The sequence below is a fragment of the Pantoea sp. SGAir0180 genome, from assembly GCF_043546245.1.
In genome coordinates this window covers 237,403-256,594 of record NZ_CP028071.1, presented here as the reverse complement: position 1 = coordinate 256,594, position 19,192 = coordinate 237,403, and the positions used below count along the sequence as shown (strand labels likewise).

20 protein-coding genes are annotated in these 19,192 nt (G+C 54.4%); 9 read left to right on the top strand and 11 right to left on the bottom strand.

What is annotated here, in order from left to right; genetic code table 11:
- The first annotated feature begins 60 nt into the window (after positions 1–60).
- The 3 genes from C1N58_RS01285 (at position 61) to C1N58_RS01275 (ending at position 2,289) form a co-directional block, all read left to right on the top strand.
- Positions 61–771, top strand: a complete 711-nt coding sequence (locus tag C1N58_RS01285; RefSeq protein ID WP_006120802.1) for a TerC family protein — start codon at positions 61–63, stop codon at positions 769–771.
- Between the two features lie 119 nt (positions 772–890).
- Complete coding sequence (locus tag C1N58_RS01280; protein ID WP_006120803.1) at positions 891–1,109, top strand: YgdI/YgdR family lipoprotein; 219 nt, start codon at positions 891–893, stop codon at positions 1,107–1,109.
- A 139-nt stretch (positions 1,110–1,248) separates the two neighbouring features.
- Complete coding sequence (locus C1N58_RS01275; RefSeq protein ID WP_006120804.1) at positions 1,249–2,289, top strand: NADP(H)-dependent aldo-keto reductase; 1,041 nt, start codon at positions 1,249–1,251, stop codon at positions 2,287–2,289.
- A gap of 51 nt (positions 2,290–2,340) precedes the next feature.
- On the opposite strand, the gene lysA is transcribed toward C1N58_RS01275, so the two are convergent.
- Complete coding sequence (gene lysA, locus C1N58_RS01270) at positions 2,341–3,597, bottom strand: diaminopimelate decarboxylase (RefSeq protein ID WP_033739602.1); 1,257 nt, start codon at positions 3,595–3,597, stop codon at positions 2,341–2,343.
- A 101-nt stretch (positions 3,598–3,698) separates the two neighbouring features.
- Between lysA and C1N58_RS01265 the strand changes: the two genes are divergently transcribed.
- Positions 3,699–4,619 (top strand): LysR family transcriptional regulator, encoded by a 921-nt coding sequence (locus C1N58_RS01265; RefSeq protein ID WP_006120806.1) that lies wholly within the window; start codon positions 3,699–3,701, stop codon positions 4,617–4,619.
- Here the strand turns inward: C1N58_RS01265 and C1N58_RS01260 are convergent.
- Entirely contained in the window at positions 4,616–5,779 is a 1,164-nt protein-coding gene (locus C1N58_RS01260) for an MFS transporter (protein ID WP_054687108.1), read from the bottom strand. The two genes, C1N58_RS01265 and C1N58_RS01260, sit on opposite strands and share 4 nt — an antisense overlap.
- Positions 5,780–6,147: 368 nt before the next feature.
- Between C1N58_RS01260 and C1N58_RS01255 the strand changes: the two genes are divergently transcribed.
- On the top strand, positions 6,148–6,774 hold the full coding sequence (locus C1N58_RS01255) for a hypothetical protein (protein WP_054687107.1): 627 nt from the start codon (positions 6,148–6,150) through the stop codon (positions 6,772–6,774).
- Here C1N58_RS01255 and C1N58_RS01250 read toward each other — a convergent pair.
- The 6 genes from C1N58_RS01250 to xerD all read right to left on the bottom strand — a co-directional run bounded on the left by C1N58_RS01250 (position 6,771) and on the right by xerD (position 13,577).
- Positions 6,771–7,262 (bottom strand): cupin domain-containing protein, encoded by a 492-nt coding sequence (locus C1N58_RS01250; protein WP_039338424.1) that lies wholly within the window; start codon positions 7,260–7,262, stop codon positions 6,771–6,773. The genes C1N58_RS01255 and C1N58_RS01250 overlap by 4 nt on opposite strands.
- Positions 7,263–7,386: 124 nt before the next feature.
- Positions 7,387–8,907, bottom strand: a complete 1,521-nt coding sequence (lysS, locus tag C1N58_RS01245) for a lysine--tRNA ligase (RefSeq protein WP_033739607.1) — start codon at positions 8,905–8,907, stop codon at positions 7,387–7,389.
- Positions 8,908–8,916: 9 nt separating this feature from the next.
- Positions 8,917–10,015, bottom strand: a protein-coding gene (prfB, locus tag C1N58_RS01240) for a peptide chain release factor 2 (protein ID WP_100208631.1) whose coding sequence is annotated in 2 segments (ribosomal slippage) — positions 8,917–9,939 and positions 9,941–10,015 — 1,098 coding nt in all. Because the reading frame shifts where the segments join, the coding sequence is not laid out codon by codon here.
- Between the two features lie 190 nt (positions 10,016–10,205).
- Positions 10,206–11,945, bottom strand: coding sequence for a single-stranded-DNA-specific exonuclease RecJ (gene recJ, locus C1N58_RS01235; RefSeq protein ID WP_054687106.1), 1,740 nt, complete (start codon positions 11,943–11,945; stop codon positions 10,206–10,208).
- A gap of 3 nt (positions 11,946–11,948) precedes the next feature.
- Positions 11,949–12,662 carry a bifunctional protein-disulfide isomerase/oxidoreductase DsbC gene (gene dsbC / locus C1N58_RS01230; protein ID WP_039338429.1) on the bottom strand — a complete coding sequence of 238 codons (714 nt, stop codon included), beginning with the start codon at positions 12,660–12,662 and terminating at the stop codon, positions 11,949–11,951.
- A 21-nt stretch (positions 12,663–12,683) separates the two neighbouring features.
- Positions 12,684–13,577 (bottom strand): site-specific tyrosine recombinase XerD, encoded by an 894-nt coding sequence (gene xerD, locus C1N58_RS01225; RefSeq protein WP_033739613.1) that lies wholly within the window; start codon positions 13,575–13,577, stop codon positions 12,684–12,686.
- Between the two features lie 102 nt (positions 13,578–13,679).
- Between xerD and fldB the strand changes: the two genes are divergently transcribed.
- Positions 13,680–14,198, top strand: coding sequence for a flavodoxin FldB (gene fldB, locus C1N58_RS01220; protein WP_006120814.1), 519 nt, complete (start codon positions 13,680–13,682; stop codon positions 14,196–14,198).
- Between the two features lie 10 nt (positions 14,199–14,208).
- On the opposite strand, the gene C1N58_RS01215 is transcribed toward fldB, so the two are convergent.
- Together C1N58_RS01215 and sdhE are read right to left on the bottom strand one after the other, a co-directional pair.
- The gene (locus C1N58_RS01215; RefSeq protein WP_054633211.1) at positions 14,209–14,625 is read right to left on the bottom strand and encodes a protein YgfX; all 417 of its coding nucleotides are present in this window, start codon (positions 14,623–14,625) and stop codon (positions 14,209–14,211) included.
- Entirely contained in the window at positions 14,600–14,866 is a 267-nt protein-coding gene (gene sdhE, locus C1N58_RS01210) for an FAD assembly factor SdhE (RefSeq protein WP_006120816.1), read from the bottom strand. Before sdhE ends, C1N58_RS01215 begins: the two co-directional genes overlap by 26 nt.
- 224 nt (positions 14,867–15,090) lie before the next feature.
- Between sdhE and ygfZ the strand changes: the two genes are divergently transcribed.
- The gene (ygfZ, locus tag C1N58_RS01205) at positions 15,091–16,077 is read left to right on the top strand and encodes a tRNA-modifying protein YgfZ (protein ID WP_033739617.1); all 987 of its coding nucleotides are present in this window, start codon (positions 15,091–15,093) and stop codon (positions 16,075–16,077) included.
- 32 nt (positions 16,078–16,109) lie between these two features.
- Here the strand turns inward: ygfZ and C1N58_RS01200 are convergent, their stop codons facing one another.
- Positions 16,110–16,763 carry a PAQR family membrane homeostasis protein TrhA gene (locus C1N58_RS01200; protein ID WP_033739618.1) on the bottom strand — a complete coding sequence of 218 codons (654 nt, stop codon included), beginning with the start codon at positions 16,761–16,763 and terminating at the stop codon, positions 16,110–16,112.
- Positions 16,764–16,926: 163 nt separating this feature from the next.
- On the opposite strand from C1N58_RS01200, the gene C1N58_RS01195 reads away from it, so the two are divergent.
- Complete coding sequence (locus C1N58_RS01195; RefSeq protein WP_033739684.1) at positions 16,927–17,646, top strand: MurR/RpiR family transcriptional regulator; 720 nt, start codon at positions 16,927–16,929, stop codon at positions 17,644–17,646.
- A gap of 114 nt (positions 17,647–17,760) precedes the next feature.
- On the top strand, positions 17,761–19,188 hold the full coding sequence (locus C1N58_RS01190) for a 6-phospho-beta-glucosidase (RefSeq protein WP_054633210.1): 1,428 nt from the start codon (positions 17,761–17,763) through the stop codon (positions 19,186–19,188).
- The last annotated feature ends 4 nt before the right edge of the window (positions 19,189–19,192 follow it).

The window sequence follows — 19,192 nt, the reverse complement described above, 5'->3', positions numbered from 1 at the left end:
TTCGACAGATTAGGTGCGTATAATCTTCGTTTACTTTTCGTTTAGGATACGAGTGCAGGTATGTTCGAGTGGATTTCCGATCCTAACGCCTGGCTGGCGTTGGGCACCCTGACCATTCTGGAAGTGGTTCTGGGCATTGATAACATTATCTTTTTGTCATTAGTGGTGGCAAAACTGCCTAAACATCAGCAGGCCCGCGCACGGCGCATTGGTCTGATGGGCGCGATGCTGATGCGGCTGGGACTGCTGGCCTCGATTGCCTGGGTAGCAAAACTGACCAATCCCCTGTTTACCCTGATGGATCATCCGTTCTCCGCGCGCGATCTTATTCTGCTGTTTGGTGGCTTATTTCTGCTCTGGAAATCCAGCATGGAAATCCATGAAACTATCGAAGGTGAGGAAACCGAACACAAATCCAATGTGCATTCGTTCCTGGGAGCGATAGTGCAGATTATGTTGCTCGACATTATTTTCAGCCTCGACTCGGTTATTACAGCCGTCGGCCTTTCAGACCATCTGTTTATTATGATGGCCGCCGTGGTGATTGCCGTCTTAATGATGATGTTTGCGGCACGCAGTATTGGCGAATTTGTTGACCGTCATCCGTCGGTCAAAATGCTGGCGCTTTCTTTCCTGATTTTGGTGGGTTTCACCCTCATTCTGGAGAGTTTCGGCGTGCATGTACCAAAAGGTTACATTTATTTTGCCATGTTCTTCTCGATGGCCGTTGAGTGCCTTAACCTGATGCGCAGTAAGAAAAAAGTCAGCTAGCGTTGTCAAGGGCGGCGGCCTGCCGCCCACCTATTTTCAGATTGATACGATTAACCCAATCGGTAAAAGGATTTATTACTACACTTTTTTACAGTGGACGCGTTGCGAGGATAAGCACAATGAAAGGGCTGAGTAAGATTATATTGGCGGCCGTTGCCGCAGTGACATTAGGTGGTTGTAGTTCTGATTATGTGATGGCGACAAAAGACGGTCGCATGATTATGACGGAAGGCAAACCGAGCATTGATAAGGAGACCGGACTGGTACAGTACACCGATCAGTCAGGCCATACGGTACAGATTAACAGTGATGAAGTATCAACCATCATTGAGCGTTAAATGCGAAACGAGCAGGCCTGTCGACCTTTCCCTCTCCGGCAGGCTGTTTCTCCTTGTTGTTTCCCTTTCTTAGCCGCTACGCCTCGCGCTATAGTCCCTTAAGACACAATATCCATCCTCAGAGAAAAGGAAGCCGGCAATGCATTATCACCGTATCCCCCATAGCACGCTGGAAGTGAGTCAGCTTGGATTGGGCACCATGACGTTTGGTGAGCAAAACAGCGAAGCCGACGCCCACGCGCAACTGGATCTTGCGATCAGTTCCGGCATCAACCTGATCGATACTGCCGAAATGTATCCGGTGCCGCCTCGCCCGGAAACCCAGGGCCTGACCGAAAAGTACATTGGCAGTTGGTTAAAAAAGACCGGCAGCCGCGATAAAATCATTCTCGCCAGTAAAGTCGCAGGGCCGACCCGCGGCAACGATGCCTCCATTCGCCCTAATATGGCGCTGGATCGTAAGAACATTCGCGAAGCGCTGGATGCCAGCCTGAAGCGCCTGAATACCGATTATATCGACCTGTACCAGCTGCACTGGCCGCAGCGCCAGACCAACTTCTTTGGCAAACTTGGCTATCAGTACAGCGCTTCCAGCGTCCCGGTGACCCTGCTGGAAACGCTGGAAGCGCTGGCAGAACAGGTGCGGGCCGGTAAAATTCGCTACATCGGCGTCTCTAATGAAACCCCCTGGGGCGTGATGCGTTACCTGCAACTGGCAGAAAAGCATGAGTTACCGCGCATTGTTTCTATTCAGAATCCCTACAGCCTGCTGAACCGCAGTTTTGAGGTGGGCCTGGCGGAAATCAGCCAGCATGAAGGCGTGGAACTGCTGGCCTATTCGTGCCTGGCTTTTGGTACGCTAAGTGGGAAATACCTGAACGGTGCACAGCCTGCTGGTGCACGTAATACCTTGTTTAGCCGGTTTACCCGCTACAGTGGCGAACAGTCTCAGCTGGCAGTCGCAGAATATGTGGCGCTGGCAAACAAGCATCAGATCGATCCCTCGCAAATGGCCCTGGCGTTTGTTCGCCAGCAACCGTTTGTTTCCAGCACGCTGCTGGGCGCCACCACGCTGGATCAGTTAAAGATCAATATCGACAGCGCCAACCTGACGCTCAGTAGTGAGATTCTGGAAGAGCTTGAGGCGATTCACCGCCGTTATACCTACCCAGCACCGTGATGCCATGTGCCAGCCGCAAGTGCGGCTGGCAGTCCTGACTGACAGCCTGCGTTAACCCAATTCCAGAGCCAGCAGATCCTCGATACGCTGCGCGCGACGAATCTCGCGTGGCGTGCCGTTTTCAAACAGGATTTCCGGAATCAGCGGTCGACTGTTGTAGTTAGAGGACATGGACGCACCGTACGCCCCGGTATCGTGGAACACCAGATAGTCGCCGACTTTCGCGTCGGGAATCGCCCGCGTTTCCACTTTGCCCCCTTCAAGCTGAGTAAACACATCGCCGGACTCGCAAAGTGGCCCCGCGACAACGCTTTCACGCGTATCCTGTTCATCAATCTGTCGGTTGTCGCCAGCCATCAGGGAGATATGGTGATAGCTGCCGTACATCGATGGGCGCATAAGATCGCTGAATCCGGCATCCACCAGCACAAAGTGACGGCTGCCCATCTCTTTAACGGCCCGCACCTGCGACACCAGCACGCCTGACTCCGCCACCAGGAAACGACCCGGTTCAATTTCCAGCTTCACGGCGTGACCCAGATGTGAGGCAATACGCTGGCGCGCGGCGTCCCACAGGCCAAAATAGTGATCGGTATCAATCGCTTCTTCCCCATAGTGATAGGGAATGGATAAACCGCCACCCGCAGAAATCGCCTCCAGATCCTGACCGAACGCCACCACCAGATCGACCATGGCATCGCAGACCTGCTGCAGGTGCGCATAGTCCACGCCCGAGCCGATATGCATGTGAATGCCGATCAGGCGCAATCCATATTGCTCAATCGCCGCCTGAGCAGCAGGCAAATCACTCGGCCAGATGCCGTGTTTACTGTTTTCACCGCCTGTATTGGTTTTCTGGCTGTGGCCATGACCAAATCCCGGATTGATACGTAGCCAGACCGCGTGCCCTGGCGAAACCGCACCCAGCTGATGCAGCATATCGACCGAACCGGCATTCACCGGCACCTTTAGTTCTGCAACTCTGGCGAGTGTAGGTTCATCCAGCACGTCAGCCGTAAACACGATGTCGTCACCGCCAGGCGTAAAACCGGCCACGAGGGCGCGCTCAATTTCGCCCAGCGAAACGGAATCCACCTTAACTCCGGCCGATTTCATGAGGCGCAGGATGTGCGTATTTGAACAGGCTTTTTGAGCAAAGCGCACCACATCAAAAGCGTGAAGCTGTGCAATACGCTGCTGAATCACCTGCGCATCATAAGCCCAGAACGGGCCCGAATACTGGCGGGCAAGCGGCAGCAGATGATCAACGTTGAGGGCGGTTTCTGTGGTGTTTAACGGACGCGGCATGGCATGTCTCCTGTGGCAATCCTCCTATTAAGCCAGATTCGTGCCATGTCGAAAAATATCTGTTTTAATAGCATCTATGCATAAATGATATGGGATATCCCATGGCCACGATTAACTGGCGCCACATCGAGATCTTTCATGCCGTGATGACCAGCGGCAACCTCACCCAGGCCGCCACGCTGCTGCAAACCTCACAGCCCACGGTCAGCCGTGAACTGGCGCGGCTTGAACGGCAGTTGAGTCTGCAACTGTTTGAGCGCGTGCGTGGCCGTCTGCAACCGACGGTGCAGGGATTACGCCTGTTTGAAGAGGTGCAGCGCTCGTGGTATGGGCTGGACCGCATTATGGATGCGGCAGAAGGTTTGCGGCAGTTTCGTCAGGGCGAGCTGTCGATTGCCTGTCTGCCGGCCTTCTCACAATCGTTGCTGCCGCCCATTTGTCAGACGTTTTTACAACGCTATCCCGACGTCAGCCTGAACATCATTCCGCAGGATTCACCGCTGCTGGAAGAGTGGCTGTCGGCGCAGCGCTATGATTTGGGCCTGACAGAAACGCTGCACGCACCTGCCGGTACCGATCGCCAGGCTTTACTGACCTGCGATGAAGTCTGTGTCTTACCGAAACAGCATCCTCTGGCGCAGCGCAACTTACTTACGCCGCAGGATTTTGCGGGTGAGAACTATGTCAGCCTGTCACGTACGGACAGCTATCGGCAGTTACTGGATGCACTGTTTCATGAGCAAGGCGTGACGCGCAGGATGGTGATGGAAACCCATAGCGCAGCCTCGGTGTGCGCGATGGTGCAGGCTGGCGTGGGTATTTCTGTCGTTAATCCGCTGACAGCACTCGATTATGCTGACAGCGGGATCGTCATGCGTCCGTTTAGCGTGGCGGTGCCCTTTACCGTCAGTCTGGTCCGGCCGCGCCACCGGCCGGCTTCAGCACTGGTTGACGCCTTTGCGGCGCACCTTCAACATCAGATTGCCCGTTTTCCGGCGCTGATTGCGGCCAGGCTGGTTTAGGCGTGAACGCTGGCCGCCGCGCCGCCTGATTTACGGAAGGTGATCACGCAGACGATCAGCCCCACCGCCGCCAGCGCGGCCGCGGCAACCGGCACGCTGGTCAGCCCATAGCCCCGGGCGATAACCGCTCCGCCTACCCAGGCGCCCAGTGCATTCCCGACATTAAAGGCCGAAATGTTCAGGGTCGACACCAGATTTGGTGCCTCCTTACCGTGGCGCACGACATTTATCTGCAAGCCGGGTACCGTAGCGAAGGTAGCCATCGCCCAAAGGAACAAGGTGATTTCCGCCAGCCACAGCGCATGGCTGGTCCAGCTAAACAGCAGTGAGAACAGCGCGATCAGCAGGAAACTGCCTGTCAGGCTGAGCGCCACATTGCGGTCAGCCAGTTTACCGCCCAAAATATTGCCTGCCGTCAGCCCCGCCCCAATCAGGAACAGAGTCCAGCTCACGCCATGATCGCTGATGCCGGTGACCTGCAACAGCAACGGCGCAATATAGCTGAACAGCGTAAACATGGCGGCAGCAAAACAGACCGTCATCAGTAACGACAGCCACAGTTTACCGTTTGCCAGCGCGCTGATTTCGCTGGCCAGATTGACGGGCTTCTCGTTTTTATTTCCCGGCAGGCTGGTGATCAACGCAATAAAGGCCAGCACACCAATTACCGCAACGCCCCAGAAGGTGGCACGCCAGCCAAACAGCTGACCAAACCAGGTCCCCAATGGCACGCCTAATACGTTGGCTAACGTCAGGCCGGTAAACATCAGCGCCACGGCGGACGCCTGGCGATCGGCAGCCACCAGACTGGCAGCCACCACAGCGCCAATGCCAAAAAACGCACCGTGACAGAGGGCGGTAATCACCCGCGCCAGCATCAGAAGGTTGTAGCTGTACGCCAGCGCGCACAACAGGTTACCGATGATGAAGATGGCCATTAACAGAATCAGCGTTTTCTTGCGTGGCAGTTTCGCGGTCAACAGTGCCATGACCGGCGCGCCAATGGCCACGCCCAGGGCATAGCCGCTGATGAGCCAACCCGCTGACGGAATGGTTACCTGTAAATCTTTTGCCACTTCCGGCAGTAACCCCATAATAACGAACTCAGTGGTTCCGATGGCGAACGCACTCAGCGCCAATGCCAGTAATGCCACAGGCATAACACTCTCCCAAATATGATTATTGCGACGCGGTTGCTTCCGCGTGCATCGCGATTAACAGGCTATAATTTATGATCTCTGTCACATTCTGTATTACACCATAGCTGACTGTCATCGGATACTCACACAGAGGCAACACTGTATTGCAGGAAAGGCAATAATTGACAGTAAGATGAACTATGCTTATTAAACATGAGGTTAAGGAGAAAGGGATAGCCCGCCACTTAAAACAAGCAGAAAGGTTGCCAGCGAAGTAGCCGTTTTTTAGCTAATACCGATTTTAGTTATCAATAAAGTATTAGCGTTGCCGATAAAGCTCTTATGAATCGCCAGATGAAATGCAGTCCAACTGACGCGGAGAGAGAATAATGCAACGGCTTACCCTCTTACTGGTACTGGGCTTAACGGGTTGCTCAGTCGGTCACTATGAGTACAGTAAAGAAGCTGAAAAGCGGGTTGATATGACCGTTACCGGCATTCCAACCATCATGGGGCTGGGCACGCTGGGTACGACCATTCCCCTGACCCCGGACTACAGCCTCACGGCGGCCCACGTGGCGAAATATTCGCTTTACCGGGTGAAAGCCTGGCATCCGGAGTGCGACCTGGCGGTGGTCTACCACAAGAACAGCGAAGCCAACCTTCCTCCCGCCTTCCGTAACAGCCACATTGGCGACAAGGTGAACCTTTACGGGTACAGCTTTATCTCGGCCATGCCGGTCAGCTCAACCGGTCAGAATCTGGTGAATACCACGCTGGCCAATGACTGGAACAAAGCTAACTGTGTGGTGGTGGCAGCGAATGCCGGCGTAGTGAAAGGGATGTCTGGTGGCGCGGTTTACAATGCTTCTGACGACACACTGGCAGGCGTGATCGTCGGCTACAGCCAGCGCATTAACGATAACCACAGCGGAAAGACGTTGTATAAAGACGTCGCCCTCTATGTTCCTTACTCTCGCTTTCAGCGCTGGCTGGATGACGCCGTAAAATCTTAATTTTTGTCGGGCAAACCGGGATGCTTGCCCATCGTCTGTTCAGGCGGATTCAGCCACCTGTCCTCACGGGTTGCTTCGTAGTCCGGATTGAGCGGATAAGTAATACGGTTTTCGGGTTTGCTCACCTCGCCCACCACTAAAAAGCGCGCCTCATGGTCGCGGTTGTTGATAAAGGTGTGGCAGATGCCTGTTCCGGCCGGAAAAGCAACGGCATCGCCCGGCGACAGCGGGTACAACTCACCGTTTATCCAGGCGTCAGGATGACCTTCAAGCACAAAGATAAACTCTTCTTCCGCGCTCTCCGCGTGCGGATAGGACATGCGGCGTCCGGGCAACAGCCTTTCATGGTGAATGCCGAGGCGGGTTAACCCCAGTAACCGCCCCAGTGGCGCGCCAATCGACATGCGCTCATCGCTGTCAGAATAGTGTTCGTTATCGTCGCCTTCCAGCGTCTGCCAGTGGCGAATACAGTCGGGACGTTGTGTCATCGTGGTTGGCTCCCTGTTGAGATTTCAGTCTGGCAGAGGGAGCGGGATGACTCAAGCACGGCATCGCGAACAGCAGAAAGAAAAAAGGCCGGGATAACCCGGCCTTTTTACAGAACAGCAAGACTTATTTAGCGCCAGGACGCAGCGCCGGGAACAGGATCACGTCACGGATGGTATGGCTGTTGGTAAACAGCATCACCATCCGGTCGATACCAATGCCTAAACCTGCCGTTGGCGGTAAGCCGTGTTCCAGTGCGGTAACGTAGTCTTCGTCATAGAACATGGCTTCATCATCGCCCGCGTCTTTGGCATTAACCTGCTGCAGGAAGCGATCAGCCTGATCCTGCGCATCGTTAAGCTCAGAGAAGCCGTTGCCGATTTCACGTCCGCCGATAAAGAACTCGAAACGGTCGGTGATTTCCGGGTTTTCATCGTTACGACGAGCCAGCGGAGAAACTTCCGCCGGGTATTCGGTAATGAAGGTAGGCTGAATCAGGTGCGCTTCTGCGGTTTCCTCAAAAATCTCGGTCACCACGCGGCCTAAGCCCCAGCTTTTCTCGACTTTGATGCCGATGGCCTGGGCGACTGCCACGGCTTTATCGAAATCGTCAAGATCGGCCAGATCGGTTTCCGGACGGTATTTTTTGATGGCTTCACGCATGGTGAGCTTTTCAAACGGCTTGCCGAAATCGAATTCCTGCTCACCGTAAGGCACGACGGTGCTGCCCAGCACATCCTGCGCCAGCGTGCGGAACAGGCTTTCGGTCAGTTCGATCAGATCCTTATAATCCGCATACGCCATATAGAGTTCCATCATGGTGAACTCTGGATTATGACGTGGCGAAATCCCTTCGTTACGGAAGTTACGGTTGATCTCAAACACGCGGTCAAAACCGCCCACAACCAGACGTTTCAGATACAGCTCTGGCGCAATACGCAGGTACATATCGATATCCAGCGCATTATGATGCGTGATAAACGGACGCGCTGATGCGCCGCCCGGGATCACCTGCATCATTGGCGTTTCCACTTCCATAAAGTCGCGAGCGACCATGAACTGGCGAATACCGGCCATAATCTGAGAGCGAATTTTGAAGGTGTTGCGTGATTCATCGTTGGCGATGAGATCAAGATAACGCTGACGATAACGTGTTTCCTGATCGGCCAGGCCGTGAAACTTATCAGGCAACGGACGCAGCGCTTTGGTCAGTAAACGCAGTTCTGAACAGTGAACAGACAGCTCGCCGGTTTTAGTTTTGAACAACTTACCGCGTGCGCCGAGGATATCGCCCAGATCCCACTTTTTGAACTGCTCGTTATAGATGCCTTCAGGCAGATCGTCACGTGCTACGTACAGCTGAATGCGGCCGCCAACGTCCTGCAGGGTGATGAAAGACGCTTTGCCCATAATACGGCGCGTCATCATACGGCCCGCCACGCTGACCTCAATGCCTAAGTCTTCCAGCTCTTCGTTACTCTTCTCGTCATAGCTGGCGTGCAGCCGATCGGAGGTGGTATCACGACGAAAATCGTTAGGAAACGCCACGCCGTTTTCACGCAGCACGCTCAGTTTCTCGCGACGCGTTTTCAGTTCGTTATTTAACTCAAGTGCGACGTCAGCGCTCTGCGGTTGTTGTTCAGACATGTCGGTTCCTTATAGCCCTGCTTTTAAACTTGCTTCAATGAAACGGTCCAGATCGCCATCCAGAACCGCCTGCGTATTACGCGTTTCCACACCGGTACGCAGATCTTTAATTCGTGAGTCGTCCAGAACGTAAGAACGGATCTGGCTTCCCCAGCCGATATCCGACTTATTGTCTTCCAGCGCCTGCTTCTCGGCATTTTTTTTCTGCATCTCAAGCTCGTACAGCTTCGCCTTCATCTGCTTCATCGCCTGATCTTTGTTTTTGTGCTGAGAGCGGTCATTTTGACACTGCGTGACCGTACCGGTCGGAATATGGGTGATACGCACCGCAGATTCCGTCCGGTTAACGTGCTGACCACCGGCACCGGAGGCACGGTAAACGTCAATGCGCAGGTCTGCCGGGTTAATGTCGATATCGATATCGTCATCGACTTCCGGGTAGATAAACGCGGAGCTGAATGAGGTATGGCGGCGACCACCGGAGTCAAACGGACTCTTACGAACAAGGCGATGAACGCCTGTCTCGGTGCGTAACCAGCCAAACGCATAATCGCCCGACACGCGAATGGTTACCGATTTAATGCCCGCCACTTCGCCTTCGGACTCTTCAATAATCTCGGTTTTGAAGCCTTTCGCTTCGGCCCAACGCAGATACATACGCATCAGCATGCTGGCCCAGTCCTGCGCCTCGGTGCCGCCGGAGCCAGCCTGCAAGTCGATATAACAGTCTGCGCTGTCGTACTCACCTGAGAACATACGGCGGAATTCGAGTTCACCCAGTTTAACGTCCAGCGCGTCCAGTTCTTCGACCGCTTCGTTAAAGGTTTCTTCGTCATCGGCTTCCACAGCCAGATCAAGCAGGCCCTGTACGTCTTCCAGCCCCTGCGTCATCTGATCCAGCGTATTCACGATTGCTTCGAGAGAGGAGCGCTCTTTACCCAACGCCTGGGCGCGTTCAGGTTCGTTCCAGACGTCAGACTGTTCGAGTTCTGCGTTTACTTCTTCAAGGCGTTCTTTCTTGGCATCGTAGTCAAAGATACCCCCGAAGAACGTCGCTGCGCTCGGTGAGGTCCTGAATACGGTATTTGACCGGATTAATTTCAAACATGTGTTTAGCGTCTTTTTAACGTTTGATGGAATAAGAAATGTAACCTGCGAGTTTACCCGAAACCGGCGACAGTTTGTAGCGTTGAGAAAATGCGCAGGGTGTAAACGTTTGGGACAGGCTGTGCTGAAAGGGAGGGAGCCGACGTCAGAAAGGCCTGGCGGACGGACTCCCGTCCGTCCACCTTCATCTGTTAACTGAGCGGCCAGAGATGTTCAATAATCAACTGCACTGAGCGGTTACCGCGATATTCATTGATATCCAGCCGGTACGCCAGTTCAACCTCGCGAACGCTGCTGTCAGGCCACAGCGTGGTATCTACGTTAAACGCGATGCCGTCGATCAATGGCCCGCCGCCCAGTGGCTCCACCATGACTTTCAGATGACGTTCCCCCACCAGCCGCTGCTGCAACAGCCGGAATTTGCCGTCGAACGCAGGCTCCGGAAAGGCCTGTCCCCAGGGACCGGCATCGCGCAGCATTTCGGCGGTCTCCAGAGAAAACTCAGCGGGTTGTAACGCGCCATCAGACCACATCACCCCTTGCAGCGCTTCGCCAGCCAGCCAGTCGCCGACCAGTTCAGCGAACCGCTGACGAAACTCTTCGTAGCGCGCCTCCTCCAGCGACAGCCCGGCCGCCATGGCGTGACCACCAAACTTCTGCATCAGCCCGGGGTGGAGCGTATCGAGCCGTTCCAGCGCATCCCGCAGGTGCAGGCCCGCAATCGAACGTCCCGAGCCTTTCAGCATGCCGTCGCCCGCAGGCGCAAAGGCGATGACCGGACGGTGAAAACGCTCTTTGAGCCGGGAAGCCAGAATACCTACCACGCCCTGATGCCATTCGGGATGATAAAAGGCCAGCCCCAGCGGCAAATCGGTTTGCTCACGCTCCAGCGTCTGACAGAGCGCCAGCGCCTCGCTTTGCATGCCCTGTTCAATCTCTTTGCGCATCTGATTGAGCGCATCCAGCTCGCTGGCTAGCATACGCGACTGGCTGAGATCGTCCGTCAGTAACAGCGCGACGCCGACCGACATATCGTCGAGCCTTCCGGCCGCATTCAGCCGCGGTCCCAGCGCAAACCCCAGGTCGCTGGCGGCCAGCTGGCGCGCATCGCGATTGGCGATTTCCAGTAGCGCCTTGATGCCCGGTCGGCATTTACCGGCACGAATGCGGCTCAGGCCCTGCCAGACCAAAATACGGTTATTTGCATCCAGCGGCACGACATCCGCAACCGTGCCCAGCGCCACCAGATCGAGCAGGTCAGCCAGGTTAGGTTCTGCCCGCGTGACGCCAAACCAGCCCTGGGTTCGCAGATGGGCACGCAGCGCCATCATCAGGTAAAAGGCCACACCAACGCCTGCCAGCGCACGCGACGGGAAAGTGCAATCAGGCAGGTTTGGGTTAACGATAGCGTCCGCGTCAGGCAGCGTTTCGCCGGGTAAATGGTGGTCGGTCACCAGCACCGCAATCCCGTGCGCATGCGCGACGGCGACGCCAGCATGAGAGGAAATACCGTTATCGACAGTGAGGATCATCTCCGCGCCGCGCGCTTTCGCCTGTTTGACAACCTCAGGACTGAGGCCGTATCCATCCTCAAACCGGTTAGGTACCAGATACTGAACATTGCTGCATCCCATGCTGCGCAGAGCCAGCACGGTAAGCGCGGTACTGGTGGCACCGTCAGCATCAAAATCGCCGACGACCATAATACAGCGTCCATCCAGCAGCGCTTCATGCAGCAAGGCGACGGCCTTATCAATACCGCTCAGCGCACTAAACGGCAGCAGGTTTTTCGCGCCTCTTTCCAGCTGAGCGGCATCACTGACGCCGCGTTGCAAATAAAGCCGACGCAGAAGCGGCGGCAAATCAGCAGGGAGCCCGGGCAAATCCGGTACCGCCTCACGACGACGTAATTCGACTTCGTGCTTTACCACGCCTTAACCACCACGCTTTTGATTATCCAGTACCTGTTTGAGTTCCTGAGGGCTTTGGTAGCCCGGGATCATCATTCCGCTATCGGTCAGAATGGCGGGCGTGCCCTGAATGCCGAACAGAATGCCGAGTTTATACTGCTGACCAATGTCAGTTTTGCATGACGCAGGCGCCTCCATCTTCGGCGCATCACCTTTCATCGCGTCATCGAAGGCTTTGTTACGATCGGCGCTGCACCAGACCGCTTTCATGGCGCTGGCGACGTTGCCGTTCATCCCTTCGCGTGGGAAAGCAAGATAACGAACCGTGATGCCCAGCGCATTGTAATCGGCCATCTGCTCGTGCAGCTTGTGACAATAGCCACAGGTAATGTCCGTGAACACCGTGACCACATGCTGCTCTTTTGGCGCTTTATAGATGATCATCTCCGGAACCAGCGCGTCGACCTTTTTATCCAGCAGCGTATTGGTCACGTTCACCGGTTGCGTGCCGCTGACATCATAAAGGGGACCCTGGATCATGTGTTTACCATCATCGGTCACATACAGGACGCCGCTTTCGCTGAGCACGGTTTTGAAGCCTGGCAGCGGAGACGGCTGAATCTCGGTCTGGTGTAAACCCAGTTTTTTCAGGGAAAGCTGAATAGCGCTGTCATCAGCGTGGGTTAAACCGGAAAAGGCGCTGACCAGCAGCGCCAGCGTGGCAACATGTTTGTTCATTGTTTTCCTTATATCCGTCGGTCATGCACGCGGATGATGCTGTTGATGTAACAGTCGCAGACGTTCCGTGGCGACGTGAGTATAAATCTGGGTCGTGGAGAGATCGCTGTGTCCCAGTAACATCTGTACGACACGCAAGTCTGCTCCGTGGTTCAGCAAATGTGTGGCAAAGGCGTGGCGCAGCACATGGGGCGACAGCTTTTCGCTGTCAATGCCTGCCAGCGTGGCGTAGTGCTTGATTCGGTGCCAGAACGTCTGCCGCGTCATTTGCTGCGCGCGGCTACTGGGGAAGAACACATCCAGCGTTTGCCCGTTGAGCAACCACGGACGACCATGTTCCATATAATATTCCAGCCAGTAAACCGCCTCTTCACCTAATGGCACCAGGCGCTCTTTATTGCCCTTACCGATCACCCGCACCACGCCCTGACGCAGGCTGACGTCGTTCAGGGTTAATCCCACCAGCTCCGAAACACGCAGCCCGGTGGCATACAATAATTCCAGCATGGCTTTATCGCGCAGTTCCAGCGGCACGTTGACATCCGGAGCCTGCAGTAAACGCTCGACCTGTGCCTCGCTCAGATCTTTGGGCAGCCGCTGGGGCAGCTTTGGCGCGGCCAGTTGGGCGCTGGGATCGTCCACACGGATCTTTTCTCGGTACAGGTACTGAAACAGGCGGCGCATAGCGCTTAGCAGACGCGCTGAGCTGGTGGCCTTATAGCCGCCTTCCAGTCGCTCTGCGAGAAACTGTTGCAGATCCTGCGGGCTTAATGACACCAGCGTCAGGCCGTGATGTGCCAGCCAGCCGGTGAGCGTTTGCAGATCCTGTCGATAGGAGGACAAGGTATTTTGCGCCAGATTGCGCTCAATCCACAGCGCGTCAAGAAACTGTTCTGTCAGTTCGCTGTCTTGCACGTTTTCCCCGCCGTTCAGTCTGAAATCGTGCTCATTATGCCTGATTCACCCCTGCTTCTGATACAATTACGCCAAAGTCTGGATTAACAGAGCACTATCTGCATGAAAATTGGTCTTTTTTACGGTTCCAGTACCTGCTACACCGAAATCGTAGCGGAGAAGATTCGGGATTTTATTGGCGACGAGTTAGTGACGTTGCACAACGTGAAAGATGACGATCCGCGTCTGATGGAAGAGTACGACCTGCTGATTTTGGGCATTCCGACCTGGGACTTCGGCGAGCTACAGGAAGACTGGGAGGCCATCTGGCCGCAGTTGCCCACCCTCAATCTGCATAACAAGATAGTGGCGCTTTACGGCATGGGCGACCAGATTGGCTATGGTGAATGGTTTCTCGACGCGCTGGGTATGCTGCACGACCTGCTGCAACCCATGGGCGTGCAGTTTGTCGGCTACTGGCCGCTGGATGGCTATGAATTTACCAGCCCCAAACCGCTTAGCGCGGATGGCAAACAGTTTGTGGGGCTGGCGCTGGATGACGTCAATCAGTTTGACGTGACGGATGAGCGCGTTGAGCAGTGGTGCGAGCAGATTCTGACGGAAACGGCCGAACGACTTTAGGCTGTCGGTGTTAATGCGCGCGCTGTCTGTCGCGAAAACAGCAGGCGCGTAAGGCGCGCCATTCAGCAGGCTGCATATTATCCTGCATGAGCCAAAACCGCGTTATCCTGCCCTGAGGGTTCTTCATGACCAGCAACACCGCGCCAGGTAACCAGTAAAGCGGTTGCTGCGTTTGCCAGTGTTCATCCTGCCAGTGCCAGTCACGGGCACTGTCGCGTCGTAGCGCTCCACAGCGCAGACACAAGCGCCTGTCCTGCCGCCATCCTTCCCACACGATGAGGGCGAACAGCACCGGCTTTATCACCCACTCTGCCGCAGACAAGGGCATCAGCCCGACGCCGGCTAGCGTTACCACCAGCGTCAGGGCAAGGATTGTGCGCGCCTGCAACGAGGGATGAAGGTTACATTGCCACCGGGCCGCGTTCACGATTACGCTGCTGAATAAGCTTCACCATGCGTTTCAGCTCGGGATCGGCTGGCTCGCCGTGGTTCATCATCCAGTTGAAAAGGTCCGGATCGTCACTTTTCAGCAGGGCAATGAAAACCTGCTTGTCGGTATCGTTTAACGTGTCATATTCGTACTTGAAGAACGGCATAATAGCGACATCCAGTTCCAGCATGCCACGACGGCAGGCCCATTGAACGCGCGATTTATCATGAATATCCATGCATCAGTTTTCCTGTTTCACATCGTGGCGACTAGTGTAACCTGGATTAACAGCGGCTGCAGGCTCCAGACTTCGTCATGTGCACAACGCCGCAGGATGACGCTTTTGCTGGCGTTCATCACGCGTTTTGTGCGCCCTGTTCAGTAAACAGGTTGCAATGCCAGTCTGCTCTTTTACCATTGAAGATATTGTTCCGGATGAACCTTCATACTCAGGATTTATCAATGCCAACATTTACGCTTCCCCCACGTCAACCTGCGGCCTCATCGCGTCTGCCGCTCACGTTAATGTCTCTGGATACCTGGGCTCTGGTGTCTGTAGTGGGCCCGGACAGTACGTCCTATTTGCAGGGTCAGTTGACGCTGGATGTCGCCGCGCTAGATGCCGCCCATCATCTGCCCGCCGCCCACTGCGATGCGAAAGGCAAAATGTGGAGCAATCTGCGTCTGTTTCACCGCGGCGAAGGTTATGCCTATTTAGTGCGCCGGGCACTGCGTGATACTCAGTTGCCAGAGCTAAAAAAATACGCCGTATTCTCTAAAGTGACGCTGGCCGCCGATGACGATGTGGTGTTACTGGGCGTTGCCGGTTTCCAGGCTCGGGCGGCGCTGGCCGACCGGTTTGAAGCCCTTCCTGACAGTACCACTCCCGTGGTGCAACAGGGCGAAACCACCCTGCTGTGGTTTGCCCAGCCCGCAGAGCGCTTTTTACTGGTCACCTCGCTTGCTGAGGCAGAAGCACTGAAACAGAAGCTGGCCGAGGATGCTCAGTTAACAGACAGCACACAGTGGCTGGCCCTGGACATTGAAGCCGGTATTCCGGTGATTGAACCTGCGACCAGCGCGCAGTTTATTCCCCAGGCGACTAATTTGCAGGCACTGGACGCGATCAGCTTCAAAAAAGGCTGCTACACCGGGCAGGAGATGGTGGCCCGCGCGAAATACCGTGGCGCCAATAAGCGCGCCCTGTACTGGCTGTCAGGCCAGGCCAGCCATCTGCCTGCCGCAAACGACTCGCTGGAATTGCAGATGGGTGAACGCTGGCGTCGCACAGGTACCGTTCTCGCCGCCGTGCAGCTTGATGATGGCGTGACCTGGGTGCAGGTCGTGATGAATAACGATCTGGAGCCAGACAGCGTATTGCGCGTCGAAGGGGATGAAGGAGGCAAACTCACTATTCAGCCTTTGCCTTATTCGCTGGACGAAAACTGAGTGTCGGGGCGGGAACCTCTCCCGCCCTGTTTCTACATGACGTAGAAATAAATGGCGCAGAAATGACAGATGCAGCCGCCTAACACGAAACCGTGCCAGATGGCGTGATTAAACGGCACGCGGCGCGCCACATAAAAGATCACCCCCAGGGAATAGATGATGCCTCCCAGCGCCAACAGCCAGATTCCCCCCGGCGACAGTTTCATCGCCAGTTGATAGACCACCACCAGCGACAGCCATCCCATACAAAGATACGTGACCAGTGACAGCACCTTATAGCGTTCAGCGATCGTCAGTTTAAACAGGATGCCCAGCAGCGCCAGTCCCCAGATGACCGCCATTAATGCGTGAGCCAGCGGTGACTGCAGCCCTGTCATCAAAAACGGCGTATAAGTGCCCGCAATCAACAGATAAATGGCGCAGTGATCCACTTTTTTCAGCACGCGTTTGGCGCGTGGATGACTGACAGCGTGATAAAGCGTGGACGCCAGAAACAGCACGATCATGCTGCCGCCATACAGGCTTGAGCTGACAATGGTGGTGACATCCGCATGGATCGCTGTTGCCTTAACCAGTAGCAGCACTAACCCAACGATTCCAAAGAGGCAACCCAGCCCGTGACTGATACTGTTGGCAATTTCCTCTGCCAGTGGATAGCCCTGCGTGGAAAAATGTTTATGCGTCATAACCTTCCTGCCTGAAAAGTGAGAGCCATTGCAGATTAATCACCAGACAAATTAATCAGAAAAACTTTCAGTGTACAAGTGTAAGCTTAAATTAATTAATGCGGTCAACGCCGGTTCAAATTCTGTTAAAATGCTGACTGGTCAACTATCTGGTGATTTTTTCATGTTCGCGCATCACGATCTTGCCACGCTCAACGATCTGGAATTGCAGGTTTATCAGTACATCATCAGACATCGTGAAAGTGTCAGTTACATGACCATTCGTGAACTGGCGGAGCAGGCCGCCGTGTCAACTACCACCGTGCTGCGTTTCTGTCGCAAAATGCACTGTGAAGGCTGGTCTGAGTTTCGTATCCGTCTGCGGCTGGCCCAGGAACACACGGCCCCAGCTTTACCGGTCTCTGGCCCGGCCGATATGCTGAGTTTTTTTAAAAGCATCAATAATGCTGAATTTGAGCAGGTCATCACCCAGGCAGCCGCGATGATCAGGCAGGCTGAGCGGGTATTTTTTATTGGTGTGGGCACATCAGGGAGCCTGGGAAAATACGGTGCACGTTTTTTTTCGAATGTGGGGAAATTCAGTCATGCTATTGATGATCCTTATTATCCCGTCAGTCCGAGCCTGTATGAAAATGCCCTGGCGATCATCCTTTCTGTCTCGGGCGAAACAGAAGAAGTACTGCGTATCGCCAGCCAGTTTAGCCTGAATAAATGCAAAATTATTGCGGTCACCAACAGTGAAAACTGTTCGCTGGCAAAAATGAGCGACTTTACGGTTTCCTATCACGTCCCGGTTATCCGCCTGGCGGATAACTGCGATATTACCACTCAGGTACCGGCGATTTATATTATCGAATCACTTGGCCGACGGTTAAGCCAGTAAAACACAGCGTTTTTTAGCTGTGACAAATCCCTTTTTTCGCACGGTGTTATACCGTGACTTTATAAAGTGCTTTGCTACACTCAGCCCAATTTTATCTGTATTGGAGAGTGGGTAATGAGCTTACCAGACACATTTTTGTGGGGCGGTGCCGTCGCGGCTCACCAGGTTGAAGGCGGGTGGGATCAGGTTGGAAAAGGTATTAGCATCGCTGACGTGCTGACAGGGGGTGCACACGGCGTGGATCGTGTCATTACCGATGGCGTTCAGCCCGGAAAATTTTACCCTAATCATCAGGCCGTCGAGTTTTACTCACACTACAAGCAGGATATTGCGTTATTTGCGGAGATGGGATTTAAATGCTTCCGTACCTCGATTGCGTGGACGCGTATATTCCCTAATGGCGATGAGCAGCAACCTAACGAAGCCGGCCTGCAGTTTTATGATGACCTGTTTGATGAATTACTGAAATATGGCATCGAACCAGTAATCACCCTTTCCCATTTTGAAATGCCCTACCACCTGGTAAAAGAGTATGGCGGCTGGCATAACCGTAAAGTCGTCGATTTCTTTGTGCGTTTCAGTGAAGTCGTGCTGGAACGATACAAAAATAAAGTTAAATACTGGATGACCTTTAACGAAATTAACAACCAACGTAACTGGCAATATCCGCTGTTTGGCTACTGCTGTTCCGGCGTTATTTTCACCGACCATGAAAAACCTGAACAGGCGATGTATCAGGTCATGCACCATCAGTTCGTTGCCAGTGCCCGGGTGGTGAAGCGCGGACACGAGATCAACCCGGACTTCAAAATTGGCTGCATGATCGCCATGGTGCCGGTTTATCCGTTCTCCTGCCATCCTGACGATGTCATGCTGGCTAAAGAAGCGATGCATCAACGCTATGTCTTTAGCGATGTACAAATGCGCGGTTACTACCCTGCCTACGCGCTGAAAGAGTGGGAACGCAAAGGCTACCAGATTGAGATGCAACCAGAGGATGCAGATACCCTGCGTCAGGGCTGTGCCGATTACATCGGTTTCAGCTATTACATGAGTAATGCCGTGCAGCACAGCGCCAGCGGTGTTGACGACCCCATTACCGGTTTTGACGGAGTGGTCAAAAACCCGCATGTCAGCGCCTCAGACTGGGGCTGGCAGATCGATCCCGTTGGCCTGCGTTATGTGCTGAACGATCTGTACGAACGCTACCAGAAGCCGCTGTTTATTGTGGAAAACGGCTTTGGCGCGATCGACAAACCGAATGCGCAGGGCGTGATCGAAGATGATTACCGCATTGCGTATCTGGCGGCGCATATCGCAGAGATGAAAAAAGCCGTCATTCATGATGGTGTGGATCTGATGGGATATACGCCGTGGGGCTGCATCGATTGTGTATCCTTTACGACCGGCCAGTACGACAAGCGCTACGGTTTCATTCACGTTAACAAAAACGACGATGGCAGCGGTGATTTCTCACGCGCGAAAAAGAAAAGCTTTGCCTGGTATCAGCAGGTTATCGCCAGTAACGGTGAAAAGCTGTAAGTCG